The organism is Streptomyces sp. NPDC107546 (assembly GCF_055639175.1).
The window spans coordinates 258,915-280,777 of record NZ_JBVKBA010000007.1; the positions used below are offsets into that span (position 1 = coordinate 258,915).

General features: G+C 71.7%; 17 protein-coding genes and 1 pseudogene. 9 read left to right on the plus strand and 9 right to left on the minus strand.

The window, feature by feature from the left end; genetic code table 11:
* Positions 1-319: 319 nt before the first annotated feature.
* The 3 genes from ACZ7L1_RS13345 to ctaD form a co-directional block, all read right to left on the minus strand.
* Entirely contained in the window at positions 320-1,060 is a 741-nt protein-coding gene (locus ACZ7L1_RS13345; RefSeq protein WP_471436797.1) for a DUF4142 domain-containing protein, read from the minus strand.
* A 133-nt stretch (positions 1,061-1,193) separates the two neighbouring features.
* Positions 1,194-1,565, minus strand: coding sequence for a hypothetical protein (locus ACZ7L1_RS13350; RefSeq protein WP_471436798.1), 372 nt, complete (start codon positions 1,563-1,565; stop codon positions 1,194-1,196).
* On the minus strand, positions 1,562-3,274 hold the full coding sequence (gene ctaD / locus ACZ7L1_RS13355; RefSeq protein WP_471436800.1) for an aa3-type cytochrome oxidase subunit I: 1,713 nt from the start codon (positions 3,272-3,274) through the stop codon (positions 1,562-1,564). The genes ACZ7L1_RS13350 and ctaD overlap by 4 nt, the downstream gene beginning before the upstream one ends.
* A gap of 252 nt (positions 3,275-3,526) precedes the next feature.
* On the opposite strand from ctaD, the gene ACZ7L1_RS13360 reads away from it, so the two are divergent.
* The 4 genes from ACZ7L1_RS13360 to ACZ7L1_RS13375 all read left to right on the plus strand — a co-directional run bounded on the left by ACZ7L1_RS13360 (position 3,527) and on the right by ACZ7L1_RS13375 (position 7,860).
* Positions 3,527-4,540, plus strand: coding sequence for a YihY/virulence factor BrkB family protein (locus ACZ7L1_RS13360; protein ID WP_471436802.1), 1,014 nt, complete (start codon positions 3,527-3,529; stop codon positions 4,538-4,540).
* A gap of 158 nt (positions 4,541-4,698) precedes the next feature.
* Entirely contained in the window at positions 4,699-6,504 is a 1,806-nt protein-coding gene (locus ACZ7L1_RS13365; RefSeq protein ID WP_471436804.1) for a thiamine pyrophosphate-requiring protein, read from the plus strand.
* A complete protein-coding gene (locus tag ACZ7L1_RS13370) occupies positions 6,494-7,657 on the plus strand; it encodes an enolase C-terminal domain-like protein (RefSeq protein WP_471436806.1) in 1,164 nt (387 codons plus the stop codon). The genes ACZ7L1_RS13365 and ACZ7L1_RS13370 overlap by 11 nt, the downstream gene beginning before the upstream one ends.
* Positions 7,658-7,716: 59 nt before the next feature.
* Positions 7,717-7,860, plus strand: coding sequence for a hypothetical protein (locus ACZ7L1_RS13375; RefSeq protein ID WP_471436808.1), 144 nt, complete (start codon positions 7,717-7,719; stop codon positions 7,858-7,860).
* A 339-nt stretch (positions 7,861-8,199) separates the two neighbouring features.
* Here ACZ7L1_RS13375 and ACZ7L1_RS13380 read toward each other — a convergent pair whose 3' ends face one another.
* From ACZ7L1_RS13380 to ACZ7L1_RS13390, 3 genes are all read right to left on the minus strand, one after another.
* A complete protein-coding gene (locus ACZ7L1_RS13380; RefSeq protein ID WP_471436946.1) occupies positions 8,200-8,961 on the minus strand; it encodes a ribonuclease BN in 762 nt (253 codons plus the stop codon).
* A 159-nt stretch (positions 8,962-9,120) separates the two neighbouring features.
* Complete coding sequence (locus tag ACZ7L1_RS13385; protein WP_471436810.1) at positions 9,121-10,116, minus strand: lysylphosphatidylglycerol synthase transmembrane domain-containing protein; 996 nt, start codon at positions 10,114-10,116, stop codon at positions 9,121-9,123.
* Between the two features lie 225 nt (positions 10,117-10,341).
* Positions 10,342-10,569, minus strand: a complete 228-nt coding sequence (locus ACZ7L1_RS13390; protein ID WP_471436812.1) for a hypothetical protein — start codon at positions 10,567-10,569, stop codon at positions 10,342-10,344.
* Between the two features lie 7 nt (positions 10,570-10,576).
* Between ACZ7L1_RS13390 and ACZ7L1_RS13395 the strand changes: the two genes are divergently transcribed.
* Positions 10,577-11,020 carry a hypothetical protein gene (locus ACZ7L1_RS13395; protein WP_471436814.1) on the plus strand — a complete coding sequence of 148 codons (444 nt, stop codon included), beginning with the start codon at positions 10,577-10,579 and terminating at the stop codon, positions 11,018-11,020.
* A gap of 231 nt (positions 11,021-11,251) precedes the next feature.
* Complete coding sequence (locus tag ACZ7L1_RS13400) at positions 11,252-15,817, plus strand: HAD-IC family P-type ATPase (protein WP_471436816.1); 4,566 nt, start codon at positions 11,252-11,254, stop codon at positions 15,815-15,817.
* A gap of 25 nt (positions 15,818-15,842) precedes the next feature.
* Here ACZ7L1_RS13400 and ACZ7L1_RS13405 read toward each other — a convergent pair whose 3' ends face one another.
* A complete protein-coding gene (locus ACZ7L1_RS13405; RefSeq protein WP_471436818.1) occupies positions 15,843-15,983 on the minus strand; it encodes a hypothetical protein in 141 nt (46 codons plus the stop codon).
* Between the two features lie 386 nt (positions 15,984-16,369).
* Here ACZ7L1_RS13405 and ACZ7L1_RS13410 point away from each other — a divergent pair, with 386 nt between their 5' ends.
* Positions 16,370-17,521 (plus strand): glutathione-independent formaldehyde dehydrogenase, encoded by a 1,152-nt coding sequence (locus ACZ7L1_RS13410; RefSeq protein ID WP_471436948.1) that lies wholly within the window; start codon positions 16,370-16,372, stop codon positions 17,519-17,521.
* Between the two features lie 145 nt (positions 17,522-17,666).
* Here the strand turns inward: ACZ7L1_RS13410 and ftsH are convergent, their stop codons facing one another.
* Entirely contained in the window at positions 17,667-19,829 is a 2,163-nt protein-coding gene (gene ftsH / locus ACZ7L1_RS13415; protein WP_471436820.1) for an ATP-dependent zinc metalloprotease FtsH, read from the minus strand.
* A 180-nt stretch (positions 19,830-20,009) separates the two neighbouring features.
* Between ftsH and ACZ7L1_RS13420 the strand changes: the two are divergent.
* Positions 20,010-20,435 (plus strand): annotated as a pseudogene (locus tag ACZ7L1_RS13420) (cytochrome P450); the annotation flags it as partial.
* 68 nt (positions 20,436-20,503) lie between these two features.
* On the opposite strand, the gene ACZ7L1_RS13425 reads toward ACZ7L1_RS13420, so the two are convergent.
* Positions 20,504-20,920, minus strand: coding sequence for an ATP-binding protein (locus ACZ7L1_RS13425; protein WP_471436822.1), 417 nt, complete (start codon positions 20,918-20,920; stop codon positions 20,504-20,506).
* Between the two features lie 146 nt (positions 20,921-21,066).
* Between ACZ7L1_RS13425 and ACZ7L1_RS13430 the strand changes: the two genes are divergently transcribed.
* Positions 21,067-21,834 carry an IclR family transcriptional regulator gene (locus ACZ7L1_RS13430; RefSeq protein WP_471436824.1) on the plus strand — a complete coding sequence of 256 codons (768 nt, stop codon included), beginning with the start codon at positions 21,067-21,069 and terminating at the stop codon, positions 21,832-21,834.
* The last annotated feature ends 29 nt before the right edge of the window (positions 21,835-21,863 follow it).

The window sequence follows — 21,863 nt, forward strand, 5'->3', positions numbered from 1 at the left end:
GGAAACGCTCTCGGGGGACTCCGTTCCGGCGGCGTCGCGTGAGTGGGCGGCGGCTGCCGCGCGGTAGAAAGGGCGTATGCCGCAGCGTGAGAGCTCCGGGCGGGCCGTGGACGACGTCGATGCGGTGACCCACGCCGTCATGACCGCGTCCCGGCTGCTGATGGGAATCGCCGCTTGTTTCCTCGCGCAGGTCGAAAAGCCGGTGACCCTCCCGCAGTTCCGGATGCTGGTGGTGCTGTCCACCCGGGGGACCACCAAACTGGTCACGATCACCCTGGCCGATGACGGCCCGATCCCCCCGGCGCCGCGCGGGCGGAGGTCAGTTGGCCGACGGGCTGGGCGTGGGGGCGGCCGTGTTGATGTTCAGGTCCGGGCGCGGAGTGAGGACGACCATCGGCTCCCCGGGCTGGGGCGCCGGCGGCGTGAGCTGGTCCTTGGGGAGCTTGGGCGGGGTCGTCTGCTGGAAGTTGGCCTGGTCGAAGTTGACCGTGCCCGTCTTCTCCATCATGGTCAGGTGGTCCAGGACGGTGTCGTTGGCCAGGTCGGCGAGCTGACGCACCAGCGTGTTCTTGGTGGTGGCACGGACCTTGGCGATCACCGGGAAGATCTGGCCGTGGGTCACCCGCATGATGTTGGCGGCGGTGGAGTCGAACTCGTTGCCGTTCGCGGCCTGCGCGGTCGCCACGAACTGCTGCTGTTGCGGTGTCGCCCGGTTGGGCAGGGTGATGCCCAGCACTGGGGCTATCCTGCGGCACATCTCGTCGAGTCCGGCGTGCCCGACGATCAGGTGCTTGCCGGCTTCCCGCATCTCCGGCGACGAGCCCTTCTGCAGCGAGATCTCGCCCAAGGGGTACTCCCACAGCCCCGCGGAGCGCACCTTGACGACGAAGTCGCGGTCCGACTCGGTCAGCGGCCCGTACTGGGTGTTGGCGATGACACGGTCCGGAGAGCTGGACGTGGTCTGGACCCCGAGCATGGCGGGGTAGGCGAGGGCGGTGAGGGTCAGGCCCAGCGCCCCGGCCACGAAGAGGGTTCCTGCGATGTTGCGGGATATGGGCATGCTGCCTCCATGCGCGAGCGGCTTCTACAGCAGGAAGTACGGAGGCGCCAGCCGCATCGATCATTGCTTTGGGAAAAACTTGTTCAGGCCCCTGTGTCGTGCATCACAGGGGAAGGTGTTGCGGGAGATGTGCTCAGCGTGTCATGCGGGAGACAGCCGCGATCAGGCCGGTGATGCCGAGGAGGGCGCAGGCGCACGCCGCGTGGGCCTTGAACAGAGCGCGCCGCAGTGCGGCGTACCGGGCCTCGTATTCGTCCCGCAGCTCCCGGGCGCGCCGGGCGATGGTGGCCAGCGTCTGACGGGTGATGTCGAGACGCTGGCTGACGTAGTGGTGTACCAGGTCCTCGGCCTGTGCGCTCGTCAGCCACGGGAGCCGGGCGCACAGGGCCTCGGCTTCGCGGTGCGCCCTGTCGTACTCGGCGTGGGCGAGCAGGTAGCCCTCGACTTCGGCGGCGAGCGCGGGGCCCTCGGCCTGCGGTGCCCTGTCGTCCGGTGCCGGGCTCACCGCGGGGGCCCCTGGTGCCCCGGTGCCTCGATGACGTCGCGCTTGCCGGTGTAGGTCACGTAGTCGACCTCGGCCAGGTCGGGGTGGTGCAGGTCGAAGGCGGGGGACTCGGAGCGGATCCGGGGCAGGGTGGTGAAGTTGTGGCGCGGCGGTGGGCAGGAGGTCGCCCACTCCAGCGAGCGGCCGTAGCCCCAGGGGTCGTCGACCTGGACGCGCTCGCCGTACTGCGCGGTCTTCCACACGTTGTACAGGAACGGCAGGGTGGACAGGCCGAGCAGGAAGGCGCCGATGCTCGAAACGGTGTTCAGCCAGGTGAAACCGTCGGCGGCCAGATAGTCGGCGTAGCGGCGGGGCATGCCCTCCGCACCGAGCCAGTGCTGGACGAGAAAGGTCATGTGGAAACCTACGAACAGCGTCCAGAAGTGGATCTTGCCGAGGCGTTCGTCCAGCAGTGTGCCGGTCATCTTCGGCCACCAGAAGCTGAACCCGCCGAACATCGCGAACACGATGGTGCCGAACAGCACGTAGTGGAAGTGCGCCACCACGAAGTACGAGTCGGTGACGTGCCAGTCCAGCGGCGGGGAGCCGAGGATGACACCGGTCAGTCCGCCGAAGAGGAAGGTGACGAGGAAGCCGGCCGCCCACAGCATCGGTGTCTCGAAGGACAGTGAGCCCTTCCACATGGTGCCGATCCAGTTGAAGAACTTCACCCCCGTCGGTACCGCGATGAGATAGGTCAGGAACGAGAAGAACGGCAGCAGCACGGCCTGGGTCGCGAACATGTGGTGTGCCCACACCGTGACCGAGAGACCGGCGATGGCGATGGTCGCGCCCACCAGTCCCAGGTAGCCGAAGATCGGCTTGCGGGCGAAGACCGGGATGATCTCACTGATCACGCCGAAGAACGGCAGGGCCAGGATGTAGACCTCGGGATGGCCGAAGAACCAGAACAGGTGCTGCCACAGGATCGAGCCCTCGACGGCCGGGTCGAAGACGTGGGAGCCGAAGCGCCGGTCGGCCTCCAACGCCAGCAGCGCTGCCGCGAGGACGGGGAAGGCGAACAGGACGAGAACCGAGGTCAGCAGCACGTTCCAGGTGAAGATCGGCATCCGGAAGATCGTCATGCCGGGGGCGCGCATGCACACGATCGTGGTGATGAAGTTGACCGCGCCGAGAATCGTGCCGAACCCGGACAGCGCCAGCCCCATGATCCACAGGTCGCCACCGATCTGGCTGGTGCGCTCCACGCCGCTGAGCGGTGTGTAGGCGGTCCAGCCGAAGTCCGCAGCGCCGTTGGGGCTGAGGAAGCCGCTCATCGCGATCAGGGCACCGAAGAGGAACAGCCAGTACGACAGCATGTTCAGCCGCGGGAAGGCCACGTCGGGCGAGCCGATCTGCAGCGGCATGACCGCGTTGGCGAAGCCGGCGAAGGTGGGGGTGGCGAACAGCAACAGCATGATCGTGCCGTGCATCGTGAACAGCTGGTTGTACTGCTCCTTGGACACGATCTGCAGGCCCGGGCGTGCCAGCTCCGCCCGGATCAGCAGCGCCATGACCCCGCCGATCAGGAAGAAGACGAACGACGTGATCAGGTACAGGTGCCCGATCTTCTTGTGGTCCGTCGTCGTCAGCCACGCCACGACCACGCGGCCCGGGTGGCGACGCCCCTCGACCGGTACGAGCGTGACCGGCTCCGTCTGTGAGGTCATCGAAACAGCTCCAGATACGGGAAATGCGGCGAATGAGAATTACCCGGTCAAAGATCCCGTAACGGTGCTTGATGCGCACGCGCATGGGGGCTGAATGGCTCGTCGTGTCGGACGCGGGCGCGTGCGTCCGCCGGTCAGGGCGCGGTCGGTGAGGCCGGCGTCCAGTGGCGGGTGCATGCCACCTGACCTATCCTCACAAGCAGGACGACGTGAGGTGCGGGCGGATGCCCGGCGGAGCGCACGAGGCAGACCATGGGAGTCGTGGCCCGCGTGGACGCGTACCAGCGGCGCCACCGCTGGGCGGGGCTGCCGCTCGCCGTGCTGTACAAGTTCTACGACGACCAGGCGACCTATCTCGCCGCGGTCCTCACCTACTACTCGTTCCTGTCACTGTTCCCGCTGCTGCTGATCCTCGTCTCCGTCCTCGGCACCCTGCTCAGTGGCAACCCTCAGTTGCGGGAACGCGTGCTGAACTCCGCGCTCGGCGAGTTCCCCGTCATCGGCGACCAGCTCGGCGAGAACATCCACTCCTTCCACGGCAGCGGCGTCGCCCTCGTGGTGGGCGTGCTGGGCAGCCTCTACGGCGCCCTGGGCGTGGCCCAGGCCGCACAGCACGCGCTGAACAAGATCTGGGCCGTGCCACGGCACGCCCGCCCCGATCCGTTCCGGTCACGGCTCAGGGGCCTGCTGTTCCTGTCGATCCTCGCGCTCGGGCTGTGCCTGACCACGGCGCTGTCCGTCGCGGAGTCGCGGGCGAGTGTGTTCGGCGCCCGGCTGGAGACCGGCGTCAGAGTCGCGGCCGCGGCCGCGGCCATCGTCCTCAACGCGGCCCTGCTGCTGCTCATGTACCGGACCCTGATCCGGCGCCGGCTGCCGCTGCGCCGTCTGTTCGGCGCCGTCCTCGGCGGCGCGTTCGCCTGGCAGCTGCTGCAGTGGGGCGGCTCGTACTACGTCAGCCAGGTGCTGCGCGGCGCCACGTCCACCTACGGCCTTTTCGGCATCGTCCTGGGTCTGCTGGCCTGGCTCTACCTCGGCGCAGTGATCTTCCTCATGACGGCCGAGGTCAGTGTGGTCCGGATCATGCGGCTGTGGCCGCGCAGCCTGCTGACCCCGTTCACCGACCGGGTGCAGCTCACTTCGGCCGACCGGCGGGCCTACGAGTCGTACGCGGCCACCGAGGCCTTCAAGGGCTTCCAGAAGATCAGGGTCCGCTTCGGTCCGCCCCCGCGCCCGCCCTCCGGCGACCCTCCCGAGGAAGAGGGCTGACCACTGCGTGGCGGCCATGAAGGGCGGCGTGTCATGTCCGTGGCACGACACGCCGCGGTGATGTGACACTCCCGGGTGGCCGCGTCGCGGTGCTGTTTACGCAGAGCCCGGGAGGGTCACTCATCGTTGCGGCAGAGGTGCGTGGCTAGGGAGCGGGCATGGCGTTGGTGGCGGATTTCGTGTTGCAGCGGCTGCGCGAATGGGGTGTCGGGCGGGTCTACGGCTATCCGGGTGACGGGATCAACGGGCTGCTCGGAGCCTTCGACCGGGCCAAGGGCAGCCCGGAGTTCATCCAGGTCAGGCATGAGGAGATGGCCGCGTTCATGGCGTGCGCCCATGCCAAGTTCACCGGTGAGGTCGGCTGTTGCGCGGCCACCTCCGGTCCCGGCGCGGTGCACCTGCTCAACGGGTTGTACGACGCCAAGCTGGACCACCAGCCGGTGGTCGCGGTGGTGGGTCAGCAGAAGCGGCTCTGTCTCGGCTCGCACTACCAGCAGGAGATCGCTCTTGAGCGGCTGTTCGCGGACGTCTCCGAGTACTGCCAGATGGTCGTGGAGCCGGCGCAGGCGCGGCACGTCATCGACCGGGCGTTCAAGACCGCGCTGACCACCCGGGGCGTGGCCACGATCATCATTCCCGAGGACGTGCAGGAGGCGGAGGCCCAGCCCTCGCCGCCCAAGATGCATGGCGCCGTCTTCTCCAGCGTGGGCTGGAGCCGCCCCCGGGTGCTGCCCGACGAGGGCGAGCTGCGCAAGGCGGCCGACGTCCTGAACTCCGGCAGCAAGGTCGCCATGATCATCGGTCAGGGTGCGGCCCACGCCGAGAGCGAAGTCGTCGAGACGGCCGAACTGCTGGGCGCCGGGGTCGCCAAGGCGCTGCTGGGCCGCGAGGTGTTGCCGGACGACCTGCCGTTCGTCACCGGCCCCATCGGCCTGCTCGGCAGCAAGGCCAGCGACAACATGATCCAGGGCTGCGACACCCTGCTGATGGTCGGCACCAGCTTCCCGTACGCCGAATGGCTGCCCGACGAGGGCCAGGCCCGCGGCGTCGAGATCGACATCGACGGGCGGATGATCGGCATCCGCTACCCGATGGAGGCCCACCTCGTCGGGGACTCCAAGGAGACGCTCAAGGCCCTCCTGCCGCTGCTCAAGCGCAAGGAGGACCGCAGCTGGCGGCAGCAGATCGAGAAGGATGTCGCCGAGTGGAACGCGGTCTGCGAGAAGTGGTCCGACCAGCACTTCGGCGGGAAGATCAACCCGCAGGCCGTCGCGGCCGAGCTGTCGCCCCGGCTGCCCGACAACTGCATCCTGACGGCCGACTCGGGTTCGGGGACGAACTGGTGGGCGCGTCATCTGAAGCTGCGCAAGGGGATGCAGGCCTCCTTGTCGGGCACGCTGGCCACGATGGGGCCGGGGACGCCGTACGCGATCGCCGCGCGGTTCGCCTATCCGGACCGGCCGGTGATCGCGTTCGTCGGCGACGGCGCGTTCCAGATGAACGGCATGAACGAGATGATCACCATCAAGCGGTACCTGGACCGGTTGTCCGGGCCCGCGCCGTTCGTCTTCTGCGTGTTCAACAACCAGGACCTCAACCAGGTCACCTGGGAGCAGCGGGCCATGGCCGGGGACCCCAAGTTCCCGGGCTCGCAGTACATCCCGGACGTCCCGTACGCGAAGTACGCCGAACTCCTCGGCCTGAAGGGCGTCTACTGCGACAAGCCGAAGAAGGTCGGCGCCGCCTGGGACGAGGCGCTCGCCGGCGACCGGCCGGTGGTGCTGGAGTTCAAGGTGGACCAGGAGATCGCGCCGATCCCGCCGCACATCATGACCGAGCAGGGGAAGAAGGCCGCCAAGGCCGCCGTGCACGACCCGGAGAGGGTGGGCATCGCGACCAAGGGCGTACGCCAGAAGCTCGCCGAGTACGCCGAGCGCCTCCCCGGACGCCACCATGGGGACTGACACCGGGGCCCCCGGGTCCGCGGGCCCGGCGCCGGGCGAGTGCCGTGTCGACGCGGTCGACGTGCACGCCTTCGAGGTGCCCACCGACGGCCCGGACGGCAAGGAGCAGGACGGAACGCTGGACTGGGAGTCCACCACGGTCGTCCTGGTCCGGGTCCACGCCGGCGGGCGGACCGGACTGGGGTACACCTACGGGGACGTGTCGGCCGCCTCGTTCGCCGAGTCCAAGCTGGCGCCGGCGATCAAGGGCCAGGACGTGGCCTCGCCGCCGGCCCTGTGGCAGCGGATGGGCGTGCGGATCCGCAACGCCGGACGCCCGGGCGTCGGAGCCATGGCGGTGTCCGCCGTCGACGTGGCGCTGTGGGACCTCAAGGCGAGGCTGCTGGGGCTCCCTCTGGTCCGGCTGCTCCCGGTCTACCACGACCGCGTGCCCGTCTACGGCAGCGGCGGCTTCACCAACTACTCGCTGGACCGCCTCACCGACCAGCTCACCGGATGGGTGGACCAGGGCATCCCCCGCGTCAAGCTGAAGACCTCGCGGGACCCCGAGCGCGACCCGCAGCGGCTGACCGCGGTGCGCAAGGCGGTCGGCGACGAGCCGGAGCTGTTCACCGACGCCAACGGGGCCCTCGGCCGCAAGGAGGCGCTCTACTGGGCGCGCCGCTTCCACGACGAGTGGGACGTGCGCTGGTTCGAGGAACCCGTCAGCTCCGCCGACCTCGAAGGACTGCGCCTGCTGCGCGAGCGCGGTCCGGAACGACTGGAGATCGCCGCGGGCGAGTACGCCTACACGATGCGGGACTTCGTCAACCTCGTGGAGCGTCCCGCCGTGGACTGCCTCCAGGCGGACGTCACCCGCTGCGGCGGCATCACCGGCATCCTGGAGGTGGCCGGCCTCTCGGCGGCCCATGACCTCGACCTGTCGGCGCACTGCGCCCCGGCGGTGTCCGCGCACGCCTTCTGCGCCGTCCGACGGCTGCGGCACCTGGAGTACTTCCACGACCACGTACGCGTCGAGGACCTGCTGTTCGACGGCACCCTGTCGCCCGCGGACGGCGCGCTGCGACCGGACACCGGCCGTCCGGGGCTCGGGCTGGACGTCAAGTGGGCCGACGCCGAGCCGTACCGCGTGTACGGGGTGCGGCCGGCCTGACCAGACTCGCTGAGGAAAGGTGAGGATCCGACGGCGAAGGCACGCCGGGCGACGAGAACATGAACGCGGAGGACATCCAGGAGCTGCCGCGTCTCGGCGGCGGCTCCTGGCTGCTGGTGCAGTTCGGCGCGGCCACCGCCGAGGAGTCCGTCGACCAGGCGCACCGCTGCCTGCGGGGGCTCACCGAGGACAAGGCGGTATGACCGGGACCGTATCCGGGTCGCCAAGAGCAAGACGCGCGCAGGGGACGGCAGGCCCTGCACGTGGCCGAAGTGATGAAGATCGCCCGCGACAGAGGCGCCCGTGCCATCACGCGGCGGCCCGAGTGCGGTGCCGCCCCGAGGCCGGCTCCGCCCTGGCGGGAACGGCACTGCGGGTCGCGGCGGCGGCCGCGGTGGTGGCCGCCCTCTCGGCAGCCGGGGTCCGTGCGGTGCGCCGCTGAGCCGCGGTGCGTGCGGGCCGGGCCGGTCACCGCTCGCACGCGTCGCCGGTACGGGCGGACCGGGCACCTGCTTGACGTGTGGCCGGTACGGTCGGGCCGGTCACCGCTTGACGCGCGGCCGCCAGTGGTGTTCGCGGAACCAGCGGCCGAACAGCGCACCGCCGTAGACCACGAACCCGACCCCGGTCAGCCAGGACTCCAGGACGAGGACGACCCCCAGCGGTCCGTAACTGACCGCGTTGCTGACGATGAGCGGCGTGAAGACGAGATAGGAGAAGACCCGCAGACCGATCAGCCCGACCACGGTGGCGAGCGCGCCCGGCAGCAGGTCTCGCCAGCGGACCTGACCGCCCAGGAGGAAGCGCTGGCCCCACCAGAAGAACAGCACGCCGGTCGCCAGGGACGCCACGACCCGCAGCCATCCGTGCAACGCCAGACGTGTCTGCACCTCCTGGTACAGGTAGGCGGTGAGCACGATCAGCCAGGTGGCCTGGCGCCAGATGCGGTGCCACGGGCCGGGAGGCAGGTTCCAGATCCGCTCGTACCCGTTCTGGACGCTCCCGCCGAAGGACACCCCGAACACGGCGAGCAGAATCCCGCCCCACACGCTGGTCGCGCTGATCACCTTGCGCGGCGCGGTGGTGATGTCGGTGACCACGTGCGCGGACCGGCCGGACAGCCCCATGCCGTCGACCAGCCACGTCGTGAAGCCGCCGTGCGCCAGGGGGTCGGCGGCCGCCACCACGATGAGCAGGGGCGCCAGCGTCACCAGAGCCAAAGTGGCGAAGCCGAGGGCGCGGTGCATCAGCTCCAGTTCGCGGCCGCGCCGGACCAGGTCGTACGTCTTGAGCCGGTCCCACATGTGGTTCACGGCCTGTCGGATCAGTTTCACGGCCTGCTCCGCGATCATCCTCCCGCTCCTTGGGTGCCCCGCCGATGCATGACGGGTGATCGAGGGGCGGGGGGACAAACGTGGGAGGGTACGAGCGGACCCGCTGTGACCTGACGGGTTTCCCCCGGATCACAGCACCTTGCGCTGGACCAGGGCCGCGAGGGCCAGGGCGCCCGGGAGCAGCGGCAGCCAGACCGTCAGGACCCGGTAGCCGATCACGGTTGCGGTGGCCAGGTCCACCGGTGCGCCGTACGCGACCAGGGTGACCACCAGCGCCGCGTCGACCGGGCCGATGCCGCCCGGCGCGGGGACGGCCCCGGCCGCCGAGCTCGCGGCGAGGAACGCGAAGATCATCTGTGGCCAGGACACGGTCAGGCCGAGCGACGCACCGACCGAGGCCACCACACTCGCCTGGAGCACCGGGGCGGCGGCAGAGCCGCCCCACAGGGCGAGGACCCGGGTCGGCCGCGTGTGCAGCAGCCGCGCGTCGGTCAGGGCGGTGCGGGCGAAGCCGAGCGTCGCCCGGCGCAGCGGACCTACAGCCGTCAGGAGCACGGCGGCCGTGCCGAGACCGAGGGTCGCCCCTCCGGCCATCAGGAGCAACGTCCCCTCGTCCGGGACGAGTCGGCCGAGCCTCAGCATCTTGGGGAACGCCAGGACGAAGACCAGGAGCACCAGCGTCTTCGCGATCGGTTTGACCAGTGAGTACAGGGCGAGGGAAGCGGTGGCCCGGGCGAGGGGAATGCCGCGGGCCTGCAGGAACCGCAGGGTGACGGCATGGGCGCCGATGCTCGCCGGCAGCACGTGGTTGGCCGCCCCGGCGGCGAACTGGGACGCGAGCAGCGGCAGCGGCGGAAGCCGCTCCGGTACGGCGCCCTGGCGGACGCACGCCGCGGTCACCCAGCCCAGGCAGGTGAACAAGACACCGGCCAGCAGCCACCAGGGGTCGGCGGAGGCCAACCGTGCCGTGCCGTCGCGCACGGCACGCCAGTCGGCCACCGCCCACGCCCCGATCAGCAGGAGCGGGACCAGGCTCAGGACACGGCGGGCGAGCCGCGCGTACGAAGGTGAGCGAACGGGGGCGGGGAGCGGTCGGGAGAGGTCGTCGAGCGGGAGCAGGGACACGGCGCACATCGTCCTTCCCCATCACTCCCGCGGCTACGCGGCGGACGGACGCAAGGCGAGGCAGGGGGACGCGAGCAACGTTCCCGCCCGGTGTGACGGCACGGTGTCCGGGAGGGGAAGGTCCGTCGGCGGGCGGACGACCGGCCATCGGCGGGTGGACGACCGGCCATCGGCGGGTGGACGACCGACCGAGGGCCCGCCGTCCCGCGCCCACGGCGTCCGCCGTCACTTCGAACCGGAGAACCGGGCGAGCGGACCCTTGTGCCGGAGCACGGTGTAGCCGATGCCGAGCCCCAGAGCCACCGGTGGCTCGAGAGCGCCCACGACGGCCAGCGCGCCGAGACCCACGTACAGGGGCAGGCCGTGCGCGGCGGGCAGGACCCGGCGCGCGGCGGCCACAGGAACCGCCACGGCGTTGACCGCCCAGGTGGCGGCCTCCTCGAGCGAGGGCACGGTCAGCGTGATCGTGCGCCCGCCGGAGGCGGCGGGCGGCTTCCTCTCCGGCCGTCTCACGGCCGACTGTCGCAGGACCGGCCGAGTCGCGACGGCCTGCCTCACGGTCGCCTGTCCGGTGGTCGCCTGTCGCGCTGCGGCCTGTCCGGTGGTCGCCTGTCTCGTCGTCGGCCGTTTCGCCGACGACTGTCTCGCGACCGGCCGCGTCACGGACGACTGTCGCGCGGACGACCTCGTCGCCTGGCTCGTCGCCTGTCTCGTCGAGCGTCTCGTCGACGGTGTCGCGGCCGCCTGTCCTGTCGTCGCCGACTGTCTCGTGGTCGGCTGTGTCGCGTTCGGCTGTCCGGCGACCGGCCGTCGCGCGGCCGACGAGGCGCCGGAGCGCTGCCTCGTGCGCGCCGCGGCGACGGGCTGCCCCGCCTTCGTGCTGCTCGTCACCGTGCGTCTCTGAGCGGTCTTCACCGGGCGCTTCTGCGTGGACTTTCGCGCGGTCTTCGGCGTGGTCACGGTTCACATCCGTTCGTGGGTCCGGGACATAGCCCCCCACCGAGGCAGACGGTACCGGCGTGGAAAGGGGCCTGCGAGCCGGGAAGCCGTTCGGCTCAGCCCACCGGGCGGACGCTTCCGGTGCGCGCGATGATCGGATCCGTACGAGGACCGGCCCGCTCGGGAGGTGGCACGGATGTCGCTGCTGTCAGGGACGCGCCTGCCACTGCCGGGCCCGCTGGCCGACGGCCTGGCCGCCGGTGCCCGGGGTGCCGCGGAGGCGGCCGTGACGTTGCTCGGCCTCGACCGGCGGGATGTGTGGTCCCGCCCCGGCCGCTGCCACATCCAGCTCCGCGGCGTGCACGGTCCCGGCGGTATGCGGGTCGGCCGGATGGTGGAGCGCGCTCTGGAGGAGCATCCCGGGGTGCTGTGGGCGCGCGTGAACGCACCGGCGGAACGGGTCGTCGTGGAACTGGCCTCGCCGCCGCCGTCGCGGCAGGAACTGCTCCGGATCGTCGCCCACGCCGAGGCCCACGGAGCCGCCGCCACCGCGCACCCCGGCGAGCACGACGAATGGTGCCCCGGGCCGCGCCACCCCTGCGAGGCGCCCCGCAGCCGGCCCGCACTCCCGGTCCTCGCCGCGGACATCGCGGGCCTGCTCCTCACGGTCGCCACCCGTCTGTCGCCGTGGACACCGCTGCCGGCGGAGGTGGGGGCGCTGGCCACCGCGGTCCAGTGCCACCCCTGGCTGCGCAGGCTGGTCACATCCGGCCTCGCGGAACTGGAACGCCCCGAGTCGGTGGTCTTGACGGTCAACGCGCTCGTCCAGGGCCTGGCCACCCGTGGCGGAGGACTGATGCTCGACGCCGCGCAGCGCATCGCGCAGTGGCGGGAGGCGAACGCGACCCTCGAGGCGTGGGCGGACGCGGAGCCGCGGCTGGTGCGGGGACCGGAGCACGCGCAGGCCGAGCCGGTCGTCGTGGAACGGCCTCGAGCGCACCGCGACGTGACGGCACGTTACGCCGAACGGGCCCTGGGGGCGGGCGCCGCCGTGGGCGCCCTGACCGCGCCGTACGCGGGTCCGCGGCGTGCGCTCGCGGTGGCGCTGGCCGGGATGCCGAAGGCTCCCGAGGCCGGGCGGGAGGGCTTCGCCACCAGCCTCGGCCGGTTCCTCGCGCTGCGCGGTGTCGTGGCGATGGACCGCGGTGCGCTGCGCCGCCTGGGCCAGGTGGACACCGTGGTGCTGGACGTGGACGTGCTGCGCGGCGGGCGGTACGAGCTGACCGATCTGGTGCCGCTGGACGGCGCCGACACCGAACAGTGTTCCGACCGGCTCTTCGCCCTGTTCGACCCCGCCGCGCCGATACGGGTCCGGCGCGACGGCGAAGGCTGGGTGCTCGGCCCGCTGGAGGATCTCGAGCCGGCCGGCCGCACCGGGCGCCCGGCCGCCGAGCGGCTGCTGTCCGGGGGCAGCGAACGGGTGCTGGGACTCGTCCTGCGGCGCCGTCTGATGGCCGTCGCCGGCGTGGCGACGCAGACCCTTCCGGGCGCGCAGGCCCTGGCCGCGGCCGCCCGCCGCTCCCAGATCCGGGTCGTCCTCGCCGGCGACCGGACCGACCCGCGGCTCGGCTTCCCCGACGCGACGGTGCCCTCAGGGCGCCACCTGGTGGCGTCGGTGCGCGCCCTGCAGGCGGACGGCGCGGTGGTGCTGCTGGTGTCGGGGAACCGCCGGGCGCTCGCGGCGTCGGACTGCGGTATCGGCGTGCACCGGGACGGGCAGCCGCCGGCCTGGGGCGCCGACCTGCTGGTCGGCACCGATCTGGAGTCGGTCGCGCTGATCCTGTCCGGCGTCGGCGTGGCCCGCCGGGTCGACCGGGACAGCGCCGTGCTGTCCACCGGCGGCAGCGGCATCGGCGCCGTGGCGGCGTTGCGGGCACCGGCCGCCGAGGCGTGCTCGCGCGGACAGGTGGCGTGCAACACGGCCGGGGCGATCGCCTTCTGCCTGGGCGTCTGGCGCGCCCGGCAACTCTGCTCCCGCCCCGTCACCCCCTCCGTTGCGACCATCCCCTGGCACCTGATGCCGCCCGCGCGCGTCCTCGAGAGGTTGCGGACCTCCGCCGACGGGCTCTCCCCGGAAGAGGCCGCCGCGCGGGCCAAGGGCCCCTCGGGGACGGGTGCCGCGCCGCACACCACCCTGCTCTCCGCGTTCGTCGAGGAACTGGCCAACCCGCTGACACCGGTGCTCGCCGGCGGGGCCGCCCTGGCCGCCGCCGTCGGGTCCGGTGCGGACGCCGCACTGGTCGCCGCGGTCACCACCACCTCGGCACTGGTCGGCGGTGTGCAGCGGGTCCGCACCGAGCGTGCCCTCGCCGAGCTGACCGCCCGCTCCGCGGTCGGGGCCAGGGTGCGGCGCGGGGGCGTCGAGCGGTTGGTCACCGCCGAGGAGCTGGTCCCGGGGGACGTCGTCGTGCTGAGGCCGGAGGACGTGGTGCCGGCCGACTGCCGGCTGCTGCACGCCGAGGGTCTGGAGGTCGACGAGTCGTCACTGACCGGCGAGTCCCTGCCCGTCGCCAAGACCCCGGCCCCCGTGGTCGCCGCGCAGCTCACCGAGCGCTCCTCGATGCTGTACGAGGGCAGCACCGTCTCCGCCGGCGAGGCGGTAGCCGTGGTGGTGGCCACCGGCGCGGCCACCGAGGTGGGGCGCACCATGGCCACGGCGCGGGAGGCCGCACCGGTCACCGGCGTCGAGGCGCGGCTGTCGTCGCTGACCAAGGCCAGCCTGCCCGTCGCGACGGCGTCCGCGCTGGCGGTGGCCGGGGCGGGACTGATGCACGGGCGCCCGCTCGCCCAGAGCCTCGCCTCCGCGGTGAACCTGGCCGTCGCCTCGGTCCCCGAAGGGCTGCCGTTCCTCGTCAACGCCGCCCAACTGGCCTCCGCGCGCCGCCTGGCCGAGCGGGGCGCCCTCGTCCGCAACCCGCGCACCATCGAGGCACTCGGCCGGGCCGATGTGCTCTGCTTCGACAAGACCGGCACCCTCACGGAGGGCAACCTCCAACTCGTCGCGATCAGCGATGGAGAGCGGACCATGTCCATGGACCGCTTGGGCGCGCGGCACAAGGCGATCCTGTCCGCGGCGCTCCGGGCCACCCCCGCCGCCCGGCAGTCCGCGCCGATGGCCCACCAGACCGACCGGGCGGTGGACGCGGGGGCCCGGCGGGCGCGGGTGTCGGTCGGCCGCGGCGCGCCCGGCTGGCGGCGCACCGGCACTCTGCCCTTCGACCCGTCCCGGGCCTACCACGCCACGGTGGGCCGCACTGCGGGCTCCGCCCTGCTGAGCGTCAAGGGCGCCCCGGAGACCGTACTGGCCCGTTGCCGGTGCAGACGACGGAACGGGACCGACAGCGCGCTCGACGACGCCGGGCGCAGGGCACTCGCCCGGGCCACGGAGGAGCTCGCCGGCGCGGGCCGCCGCGTCCTCGCCGTGGCCGAACGCACCCTGGGCCAGGGCGAGGAGCTGACCGACGACGCGGTGCGGGAGCTGGTCTTCGTCGGCTTCGTCGTCCTCGCCGACCCGATACGCGCTTCAGCCGCGCCGGCCACCGCCCGGCTGCGCGCGGCGGGCGTGCACACCGTCCTGCTCACCGGGGACCACGCCGCCACCGCGGAGGCCATCGCGGCCTCCGTCACCGGCGAGCCGCACCAGAAGGTCCGCACCGGGCCGGAGTTGGAGGCGCTCGACGACGACGAGCTCGACGCGCTGCTGCCCACGGTGGACGTGATCGCGCGGTGCACCCCGCACCACAAGGTCCGTATCGTCGAGGCGTTCCAGCGGCTCGGCCGCGTGGTGGCGATGACCGGCGACGGCGCCAACGACGCCCCGGCCATCCGGCTCGCCGACGTCGGCATCGCCCTGGGGCGGCGCGGCACGCCCGCGGCGACGGCCGCGGCCGATCTCGTCATCGGGGACGACCGTCTGGAGACGATCGTCGCCGCGCTCACCGAGGGCCGGGCGATGTGGACCTCGGTCAGGACCGCACTGGCCATCCTGATCGGCGGCAACCTCGGCGAGGTCACCTTCGGCGTGCTCGCCTCGGCCGTGGCGGGCAGCTCACCGCTCAGTGCCCGTCAGATCATGCTGGTGAACCTTCTCACCGACCTCGCCCCGGCACTGTCCATCGCCGTCCGCACGCCGGCCGACAGCACGGGGGAGCAGCTGCTCCGGGAAGGACCGCACCAGTCGCTGGGTACCTCGCTCACCCAGGAGATGGTGCAGCGCGGGCTCACCACGGCGCTCGGCGCGGGACTGGCCTGGACGGCCGCCCGGTTCACCGGTACGCGCCGCCGGGCCGCCACGGTGGCGCTGGTGGCGGTGGTCGGCACCCAGCTCGCCCAGACCCTCACCAGCGGCGGCGCGGACCTCCAGGTGCTCGCCGCCACCCTCGGTTCGGCCGCCGTGCTCGTCGGCATCGTCCAGACCCCGGGCATCAGCCGGTTCTTCGGTTCCACTCCGCTCGGCCCCGTCGGCTGGTGCACCGCTGTGGCGTCCATCGCGACCGCCACGCTCCTCCACGGGACGCTGAAGCCGCTCTCGCAGCGCCTGGTCGATGCGGGATGGCTGCCCGCCGGGGGCGAGGACGCCGGGGCGGAGGCGCCCGGGGAGGTCGCGCCCGTGCCGGTGGCCGCGGCGCTGACGGCCTGGCTGAGCGGTGCGCTGTCCCGTCTGGGGCTGCCCGTACCCGGGGCGGGCGCTGTCGTCGCGTGAGCGAGAGGCCGGTCCCGTGTTCCCGTCACTCCTCGGGCGCGTCCTCGTCCGCCCGGTACGTCTTGGTCCAGGTGGCGCCACAGCGGCAGCGGGACGACTCGATCAGCTCGCCGTTCTCGCTCACACCCAGACCGTGTCCGATGCGCACGTGAACGTGTTCACCCACGGCGCGTCTCCTCTCGCTGACGGAAGCCGGCGGAAAAGCCATTGAACGAGATACGGCGGCGGGGAGTAAGAGCGCGTTCGCATGGTGAGACGTCTCGAGAAAGGTACGGATTGCTCCCGGACGTCCGAATGGAAGGGAGGAGAAGTGCCATGGCACGGATACCCGTCCACGGAGACGGTCCGGAGAGCTGACCGCAGGACCCCGCGGCGGACCGCGCCGACGTGGGTTGCGGCCCCTGCCGTACGGGCGTTTTCTGGAAGTGTCCGGCGGTGAAAGAGCGCGAACGGGGCCACGGCAAAGCCCGAGGGCCCGCGCCTGTAGTGCCTCCCCCGGTAGCGGCTCCGTCCCGCCACCGTCAGCCGGCGTTCGACGCGGAGGTGACGCAGGTGAAAGCCGTCGTCTACGAGAAGCCCTTCAGCGTGGCTGTGAGGGATGTCCAGGATCCCCGGATCGAGCACCCGAACGATGTGCTCGTACGGGTCACGTCCACCGCGATCTGTGGTTCGGACCTGCACATGTACGAGGGCCGCACGGCGGCCGAGTCGGGCATCGTCTTCGGACACGAGAACCTCGGCATCGTCGAGGAGGTCGGCAGCGGCGTGACCTCCCTGGCCGAGGGTGACCGGGTCGTGATGCCCTTCAACGTCGCCTGCGGATTCTGCAAGAACTGCCTCGCCGGAAAGACCGGGTTCTGCCTCACGGTGAATCCCGGATTCGCCGGCGGCGCCTATGGATATGTGGCGATGGGCCCGTTCATCGGTGGTCAGGCGGAGCGGCTGAAGGTGCCCTACGCCGATTTCAACTGCCTGAAACTGCCGCCCGGTGAGGAGTTCGAGACCGATTTCGTCCTGCTCGCCGACATCTTCCCGACCGGTTACCACGGATGCGAACTCGCCCAGGTGTCCCCCGGTGAGAGCGTGGCCGTCTACGGTGCCGGTCCGGTGGGTCTGATGGCCGCCTACTCCGCGTTGCTGCGCGGGGCGTCGAAGGTGTTCTCTGTCGACCGGGTGCCCGAGCGGCTCGCCAAGGCGGAGCAGATCGGGGCCATCCCCATCGACTTCACCAAGGGCGACCCGGCCGAGCAGATCAAGGAACAGACGAACGGAGAGGGCACCGACAAGGGCGTGGACGCCGTCGGCTACCAGGCCCAGGCGCACGACGCCAGTCATGAGGAACCCGCCATCGTCCTCAACGAGCTCGTGGAGACGGTGCGGCCCACCGGCATGCTCGGTGTCCCGGGCCTGTACGTGCCCTCCGACCCCGGCGGGCCCGACGAGCACGCCAAGCGGGGCCAGTTGCTGGTCTCCATCGGCCGGATGTTCGAGAAGGGTCAGCAGATGGGCACCGGCCAGTGCAACGTCAAGCGGTACAACCGTCAGCTGCGTGATCTGATCATCGCGGGGCGGGCCAAGCCCAGCTTCGTGGTCTCCCATGAACTGCCGCTGGACCAGGCGCCGCAGGCGTACGAGAAGTTCGACAAGAGGATCGAGGGCTACACCAAGGTGGTGCTGCACCCCGGTCACGCCCTCGCGGCCTGAGCGACGGGTCCGGGCGCGCACAGGCGCCCGGACCCCGTCAAGGTGCTGCCCGAGGCCTCCGCCCAAGCTCCGTGAGCCAGGGCGTGCTGCACCACGCCCACTGCCGCCGTCATCACCGCGCCGCACGCCCTCCACACCTGAGCCGCTAGGAGCCGGTTCCGGTGCCGGTGGTGCCAGTCCCGGTGGTGGTGCCGGTGGTGGTGCCGGTCCCGGTGGTGGTGCCGGTCCCGGTGGTGGTGCCGGTGGTGGAGCCAGTCGCGGTGCCGGTCCCGGCGGCGCTGCCCTGATCTTCCTGCCTGGGAACTTCTCCCGGAACGCGGACCGGTGGCGACGCGGCCCGTAGATCCTCGACCGCGTGCTCCGGGAGGCTTCCGTCCGCCTCCCGCCGCTGCTCATGCTCCTGGCTCAGGACGTCCAGGACGGCGGAACCGTCGATGGTCTCGCGGGTGACCAGCAGGCCGGCGAGCCGGTCCAGGGCCCGGCGGTGCTCCCGCAGCAGCCCCGTCGCCCGCTCCTCGGCCTCGCGCAGCAGGCGTGCGGCCTCCTGGTCGATGATCCGCTGGGTCTGTTCCGAGTACGGCTGCCGGATCGAGTCCTCCGGGGTCTCGCCCAGGTAGTGCGGGCCGGCGGCGGCGTAGCCGACCGGGCCGAGCGCCGGGGACAGGCCGAAGTCCCGCACCATGCGCGTGGCGATCTGGGTGGCCCCGGCCAGGTCGTTGGCGGCGCCGCTGGAGCCCGCGCCGAAGACCACCAGCTCCGCCGCCCGGCCGCCGAGCCGCACCGCGAGCAGATCCGTCAGGTAGGCCTCGCTGTACAGATGGCGTTCGGCCTCGGGAAGCTGCTCGGTCACCCCGAGCGTCATGCCCGACGGCAGGACGGTGACCTTCGCGACGGGGTCGGCGTGCTCGCACAGCGCGGCGACCAGGGCGTGCCCCGACTCGTGGACGGCGACCGAGTGGCGCTCCTCGGGCAGCAGGGCGTTGGACGCCTCGCGACGGCCCAGCAGCACCCGGTCGCGCGCGGCGTCCAGATCGTGCGCCTCGATCAGCACGCGGTCGGCCCGTACGGCGTTGATGGCGGCCTCGTTGACCAGGTTCGCCAGGTCCGCGCCGGAGAAGCCGGGGGTGGCACGGGCGACCGTGACGAGGTCGACGTCGGCGGACAGGATCTTGCCCCGGGCGTGCACGGTCAGGATGGCGGCCCGCTCGGCCTGGTTGGGCAGGGGGACCGTGACCTGGCGGTCGAAGCGGCCCGGTCGCAGCAGGGCCGGGTCCAGCGCCTCCGGCCGGTTGGTGGCGGCGAGCACGACGATGCCGGTGGACTGGTCGAAGCCGTCCAGCTCGGCGAGCAGCTGGTTGAGGGTCTGCTCACGTTCGTCGTTGCCGCCGATGTGGCCGCTGCCCGAGCGACGCGCGCCCACGGCGTCCAGCTCGTCGATGAAGATGATCGACGGCGCGCGCTTGCGCGCCTCGTCGAACAGGTCCCGCACCCGGGAGGCGCCCACGCCGACGAACATCTCCACGAACGCGGACCCGGTCACCGACAGGAACGGCACGTCGGCCTCACCGGCGACGGCACGTGCGAAGAGCGTCTTGCCGGTGCCGGGCGGCCCCACCATGATCACTCCGCGGGGTCCCTTGGCACCGGCCGCCGCATAGCGCATGGGGTTGCGCAGGAAGTCGACCACCTCGCTGATCTCCTGCTTCACCCCGTCGTATCCAGCCACGTCGTCGAACCGGGTGGTGGGCCGCTCCGCCTCGATGATCTTCGCCCGGGACCGGCCGATGGCGCTGAGCCCACCGGTCACCGAGCGCGCGGCGCGGCGCCCGAACCACCAGAAGGCGCCGACCAGGAGCAGCAGCGGGAGGAAGGCGACGAGGAACGACAGGAACGGGTTGCCGCCGCTCCTGCTCTGCGAGGCGGTGATCTGGACGTGCTTGGCCTGGAGCTGCTGCTGCAGCGACCCGGTCCCCAGCGCGGTGGGCAGCTGGGTGGTGAACTTGGTGCCGTTCTTCAAACTGCCGCTGACCGCCCCCTTGTCGTTGATGTCGACCGTCTTGACCTGCCCGGCACCGACCTTGGCGGTGAAATCGCTGTACGTCAGGTGGGCCGGCGGGGTCCCCGACGGGGCGCGCACCAGCATGATGACGACCAGGAAGGCCACCCACAGCAGCGGGACGATCCACCACTGCCGGCCCCCCGGCGTGGGCCGCTGGTTCCCGGGCGGCCTCGGCGCGTCCCGGGGCGGCCCGGACTTGGCCGGTGGCGTGAGATGCCGGTGCGGCATCCGCACTCGCGTGATCACCACGCACCGCCTCCTCCCACCTGTGCGATGACACCCGGTGCCCGGCGGCGGGGCATTCCCGGGTCACTTCTCATGGTCTCTCGCCCAGCCCCGGAACGGCGCGCGGCCGGGTCAAGTCGGCGGCGAATCCGGAGAAGGAAGAATTGCCGGTCGGTGTAGCCGGCATCAACAGTGGCCGGTCCCATGCGCCTTCGTGTTCCTGTGCGCCCCCCGGGAAAAGCGAGCGGGAAGCGGGCAGCGGGTTGGACTGGGCAGGACAGGACTCATGCTCCACGTCCGAGGAACGTTCACCGATTTCGGCGAGTATGGACGGTGGCCACTGCGCCGGGCATATTCCCATTCGTCGGTCACGGTATCACCCTGTTCCGGAACCCACTGGCCTTTCTGAATTCCGTTTCCAGTTACGGGGATCTGGTCGAGATACGCCTCGGTCCCCAGCGTGCCTGGCTGGTGTGCCACCCGGAGCTGGTGCACCGGGTCCTCATGGACGCCCGCACCTTCGACAAGGGCGGTCCGCAGTACGACAGGCTGCGGCCGCTGATGGGCAACGGCCTGGTCACCTGCGCCCACGAGGACCACCGACGGCAGCGCAAGCTGATCCAGCCCGCCTTCCACCCGGCCCGGATCACCGACTACGCGCGGGTGATGGGCGAGGACCCGACCGTGACCGCGCGCCCTCACCCCACGAGCACGTCCGCCCAGCGGCTGGTCCCGCCCGGGCGCGTGTGCACACCGCACCGCGCCGACAGCGTGGTGACGATGTCGATGCCCCGGCCGTGCTCGTCCGGGTCGACCTCGCAGGTCGTATGCGCGGGCCCCGTGTCGGTCACGTCGACCCGTACGGCACCGTGTCCGTCCACCAGGATCCGTGACACTCTGAGCGTGGCCGGGGGCAGGGCGTGCACGAGCGCGTTGGTGAGCAGCTCCGAGGTCACGAGGAGCACGTCGTCAGCGGCGTCCTCGGGCACGTTCCAGCGGGTGAGGAGCGCCTGTACGCGTCGGCGTACCGCTGAGACGGCCCTGGGCGCGTACGGCAGCGGAAAAACGTGTTCCACCTCCGCGCACGGCGCGGCGTTGAGCTGCGCTGTGATCATGGGCCTTCCTCCTCCGGGCAGCGCCCTCGGCAGGGAGCCGGGCGTGATGGAACGCTAGGGACGGAAATGCCGCCGGTCAATGAACTGCGGTCGGCATTGCCGAACACAAGTCTTTAATCGGGACAAATCGGGACTATGATCGCTTCATGGCAGGCCCGGTCCAGTCCATCGAGAGGGCGGCGGCGATCTTGCGCCTGCTCGCCGCCGGCCCCCGTCGGCTCGGACTCGGCGAGGTGGCGTCCTCGCTGGGCCTGGCCAAGGGCACCGCCCACGGCATCCTGCGCACCCTGCAGCACGTCGACTTCGTGGAGCAGGACGCGACGACGGGAAAGTACCAGCTCGGGGCGGCCCTGCTGCACCTCGGCACCAGCTACCTGGATGTGAACGAGCTGCGGTCGCGCGCCATCAACTGGGCCGACGCCCTCGCCGCCCGCAGCGGGGAGGCGGTCCGCCTGGGCACGCCCCTGGAGGGCAAGGTGCTCGTGGTCCACCACGTCTTCCGGCCGGACGACACGCTCCAGACCCTGGACGTGGGCGCGCTGCTGCCGCTGCACGCCTCCTCGCTCGGCAAGGTCCTGCTGGCTTTCGGGGCCGCACCCCTGGAACCCCTGCTGGAGACCGGGCTGGAGGCGTACACCCGGCACACTTTGGTCCTTCCGGAGGACCTCACCCGGGCGCTCGGCGAGATCCGGGAGCTCGGCTGGGGCGCCGAGGTGCAGGAGATGAGCGTCGGCGAGGGCGGGATCGCCGCGCCGATCCGGGGGCACGGCGGCCTGGTGGTGGGCGCGATCGGCCTGTCCGGCCCAGTCGAGCGGATCTGCGACACCAAAGGCCGGCCCCTGCCGGCCCTGATCACCTTGCTCCGGGAGGCCGCGCGGGCGATCTCCAGAGACCTGGGCGCGGCCCGCTGGTAGGTCCGGGCACCCCGGCGACGCATGGGAAG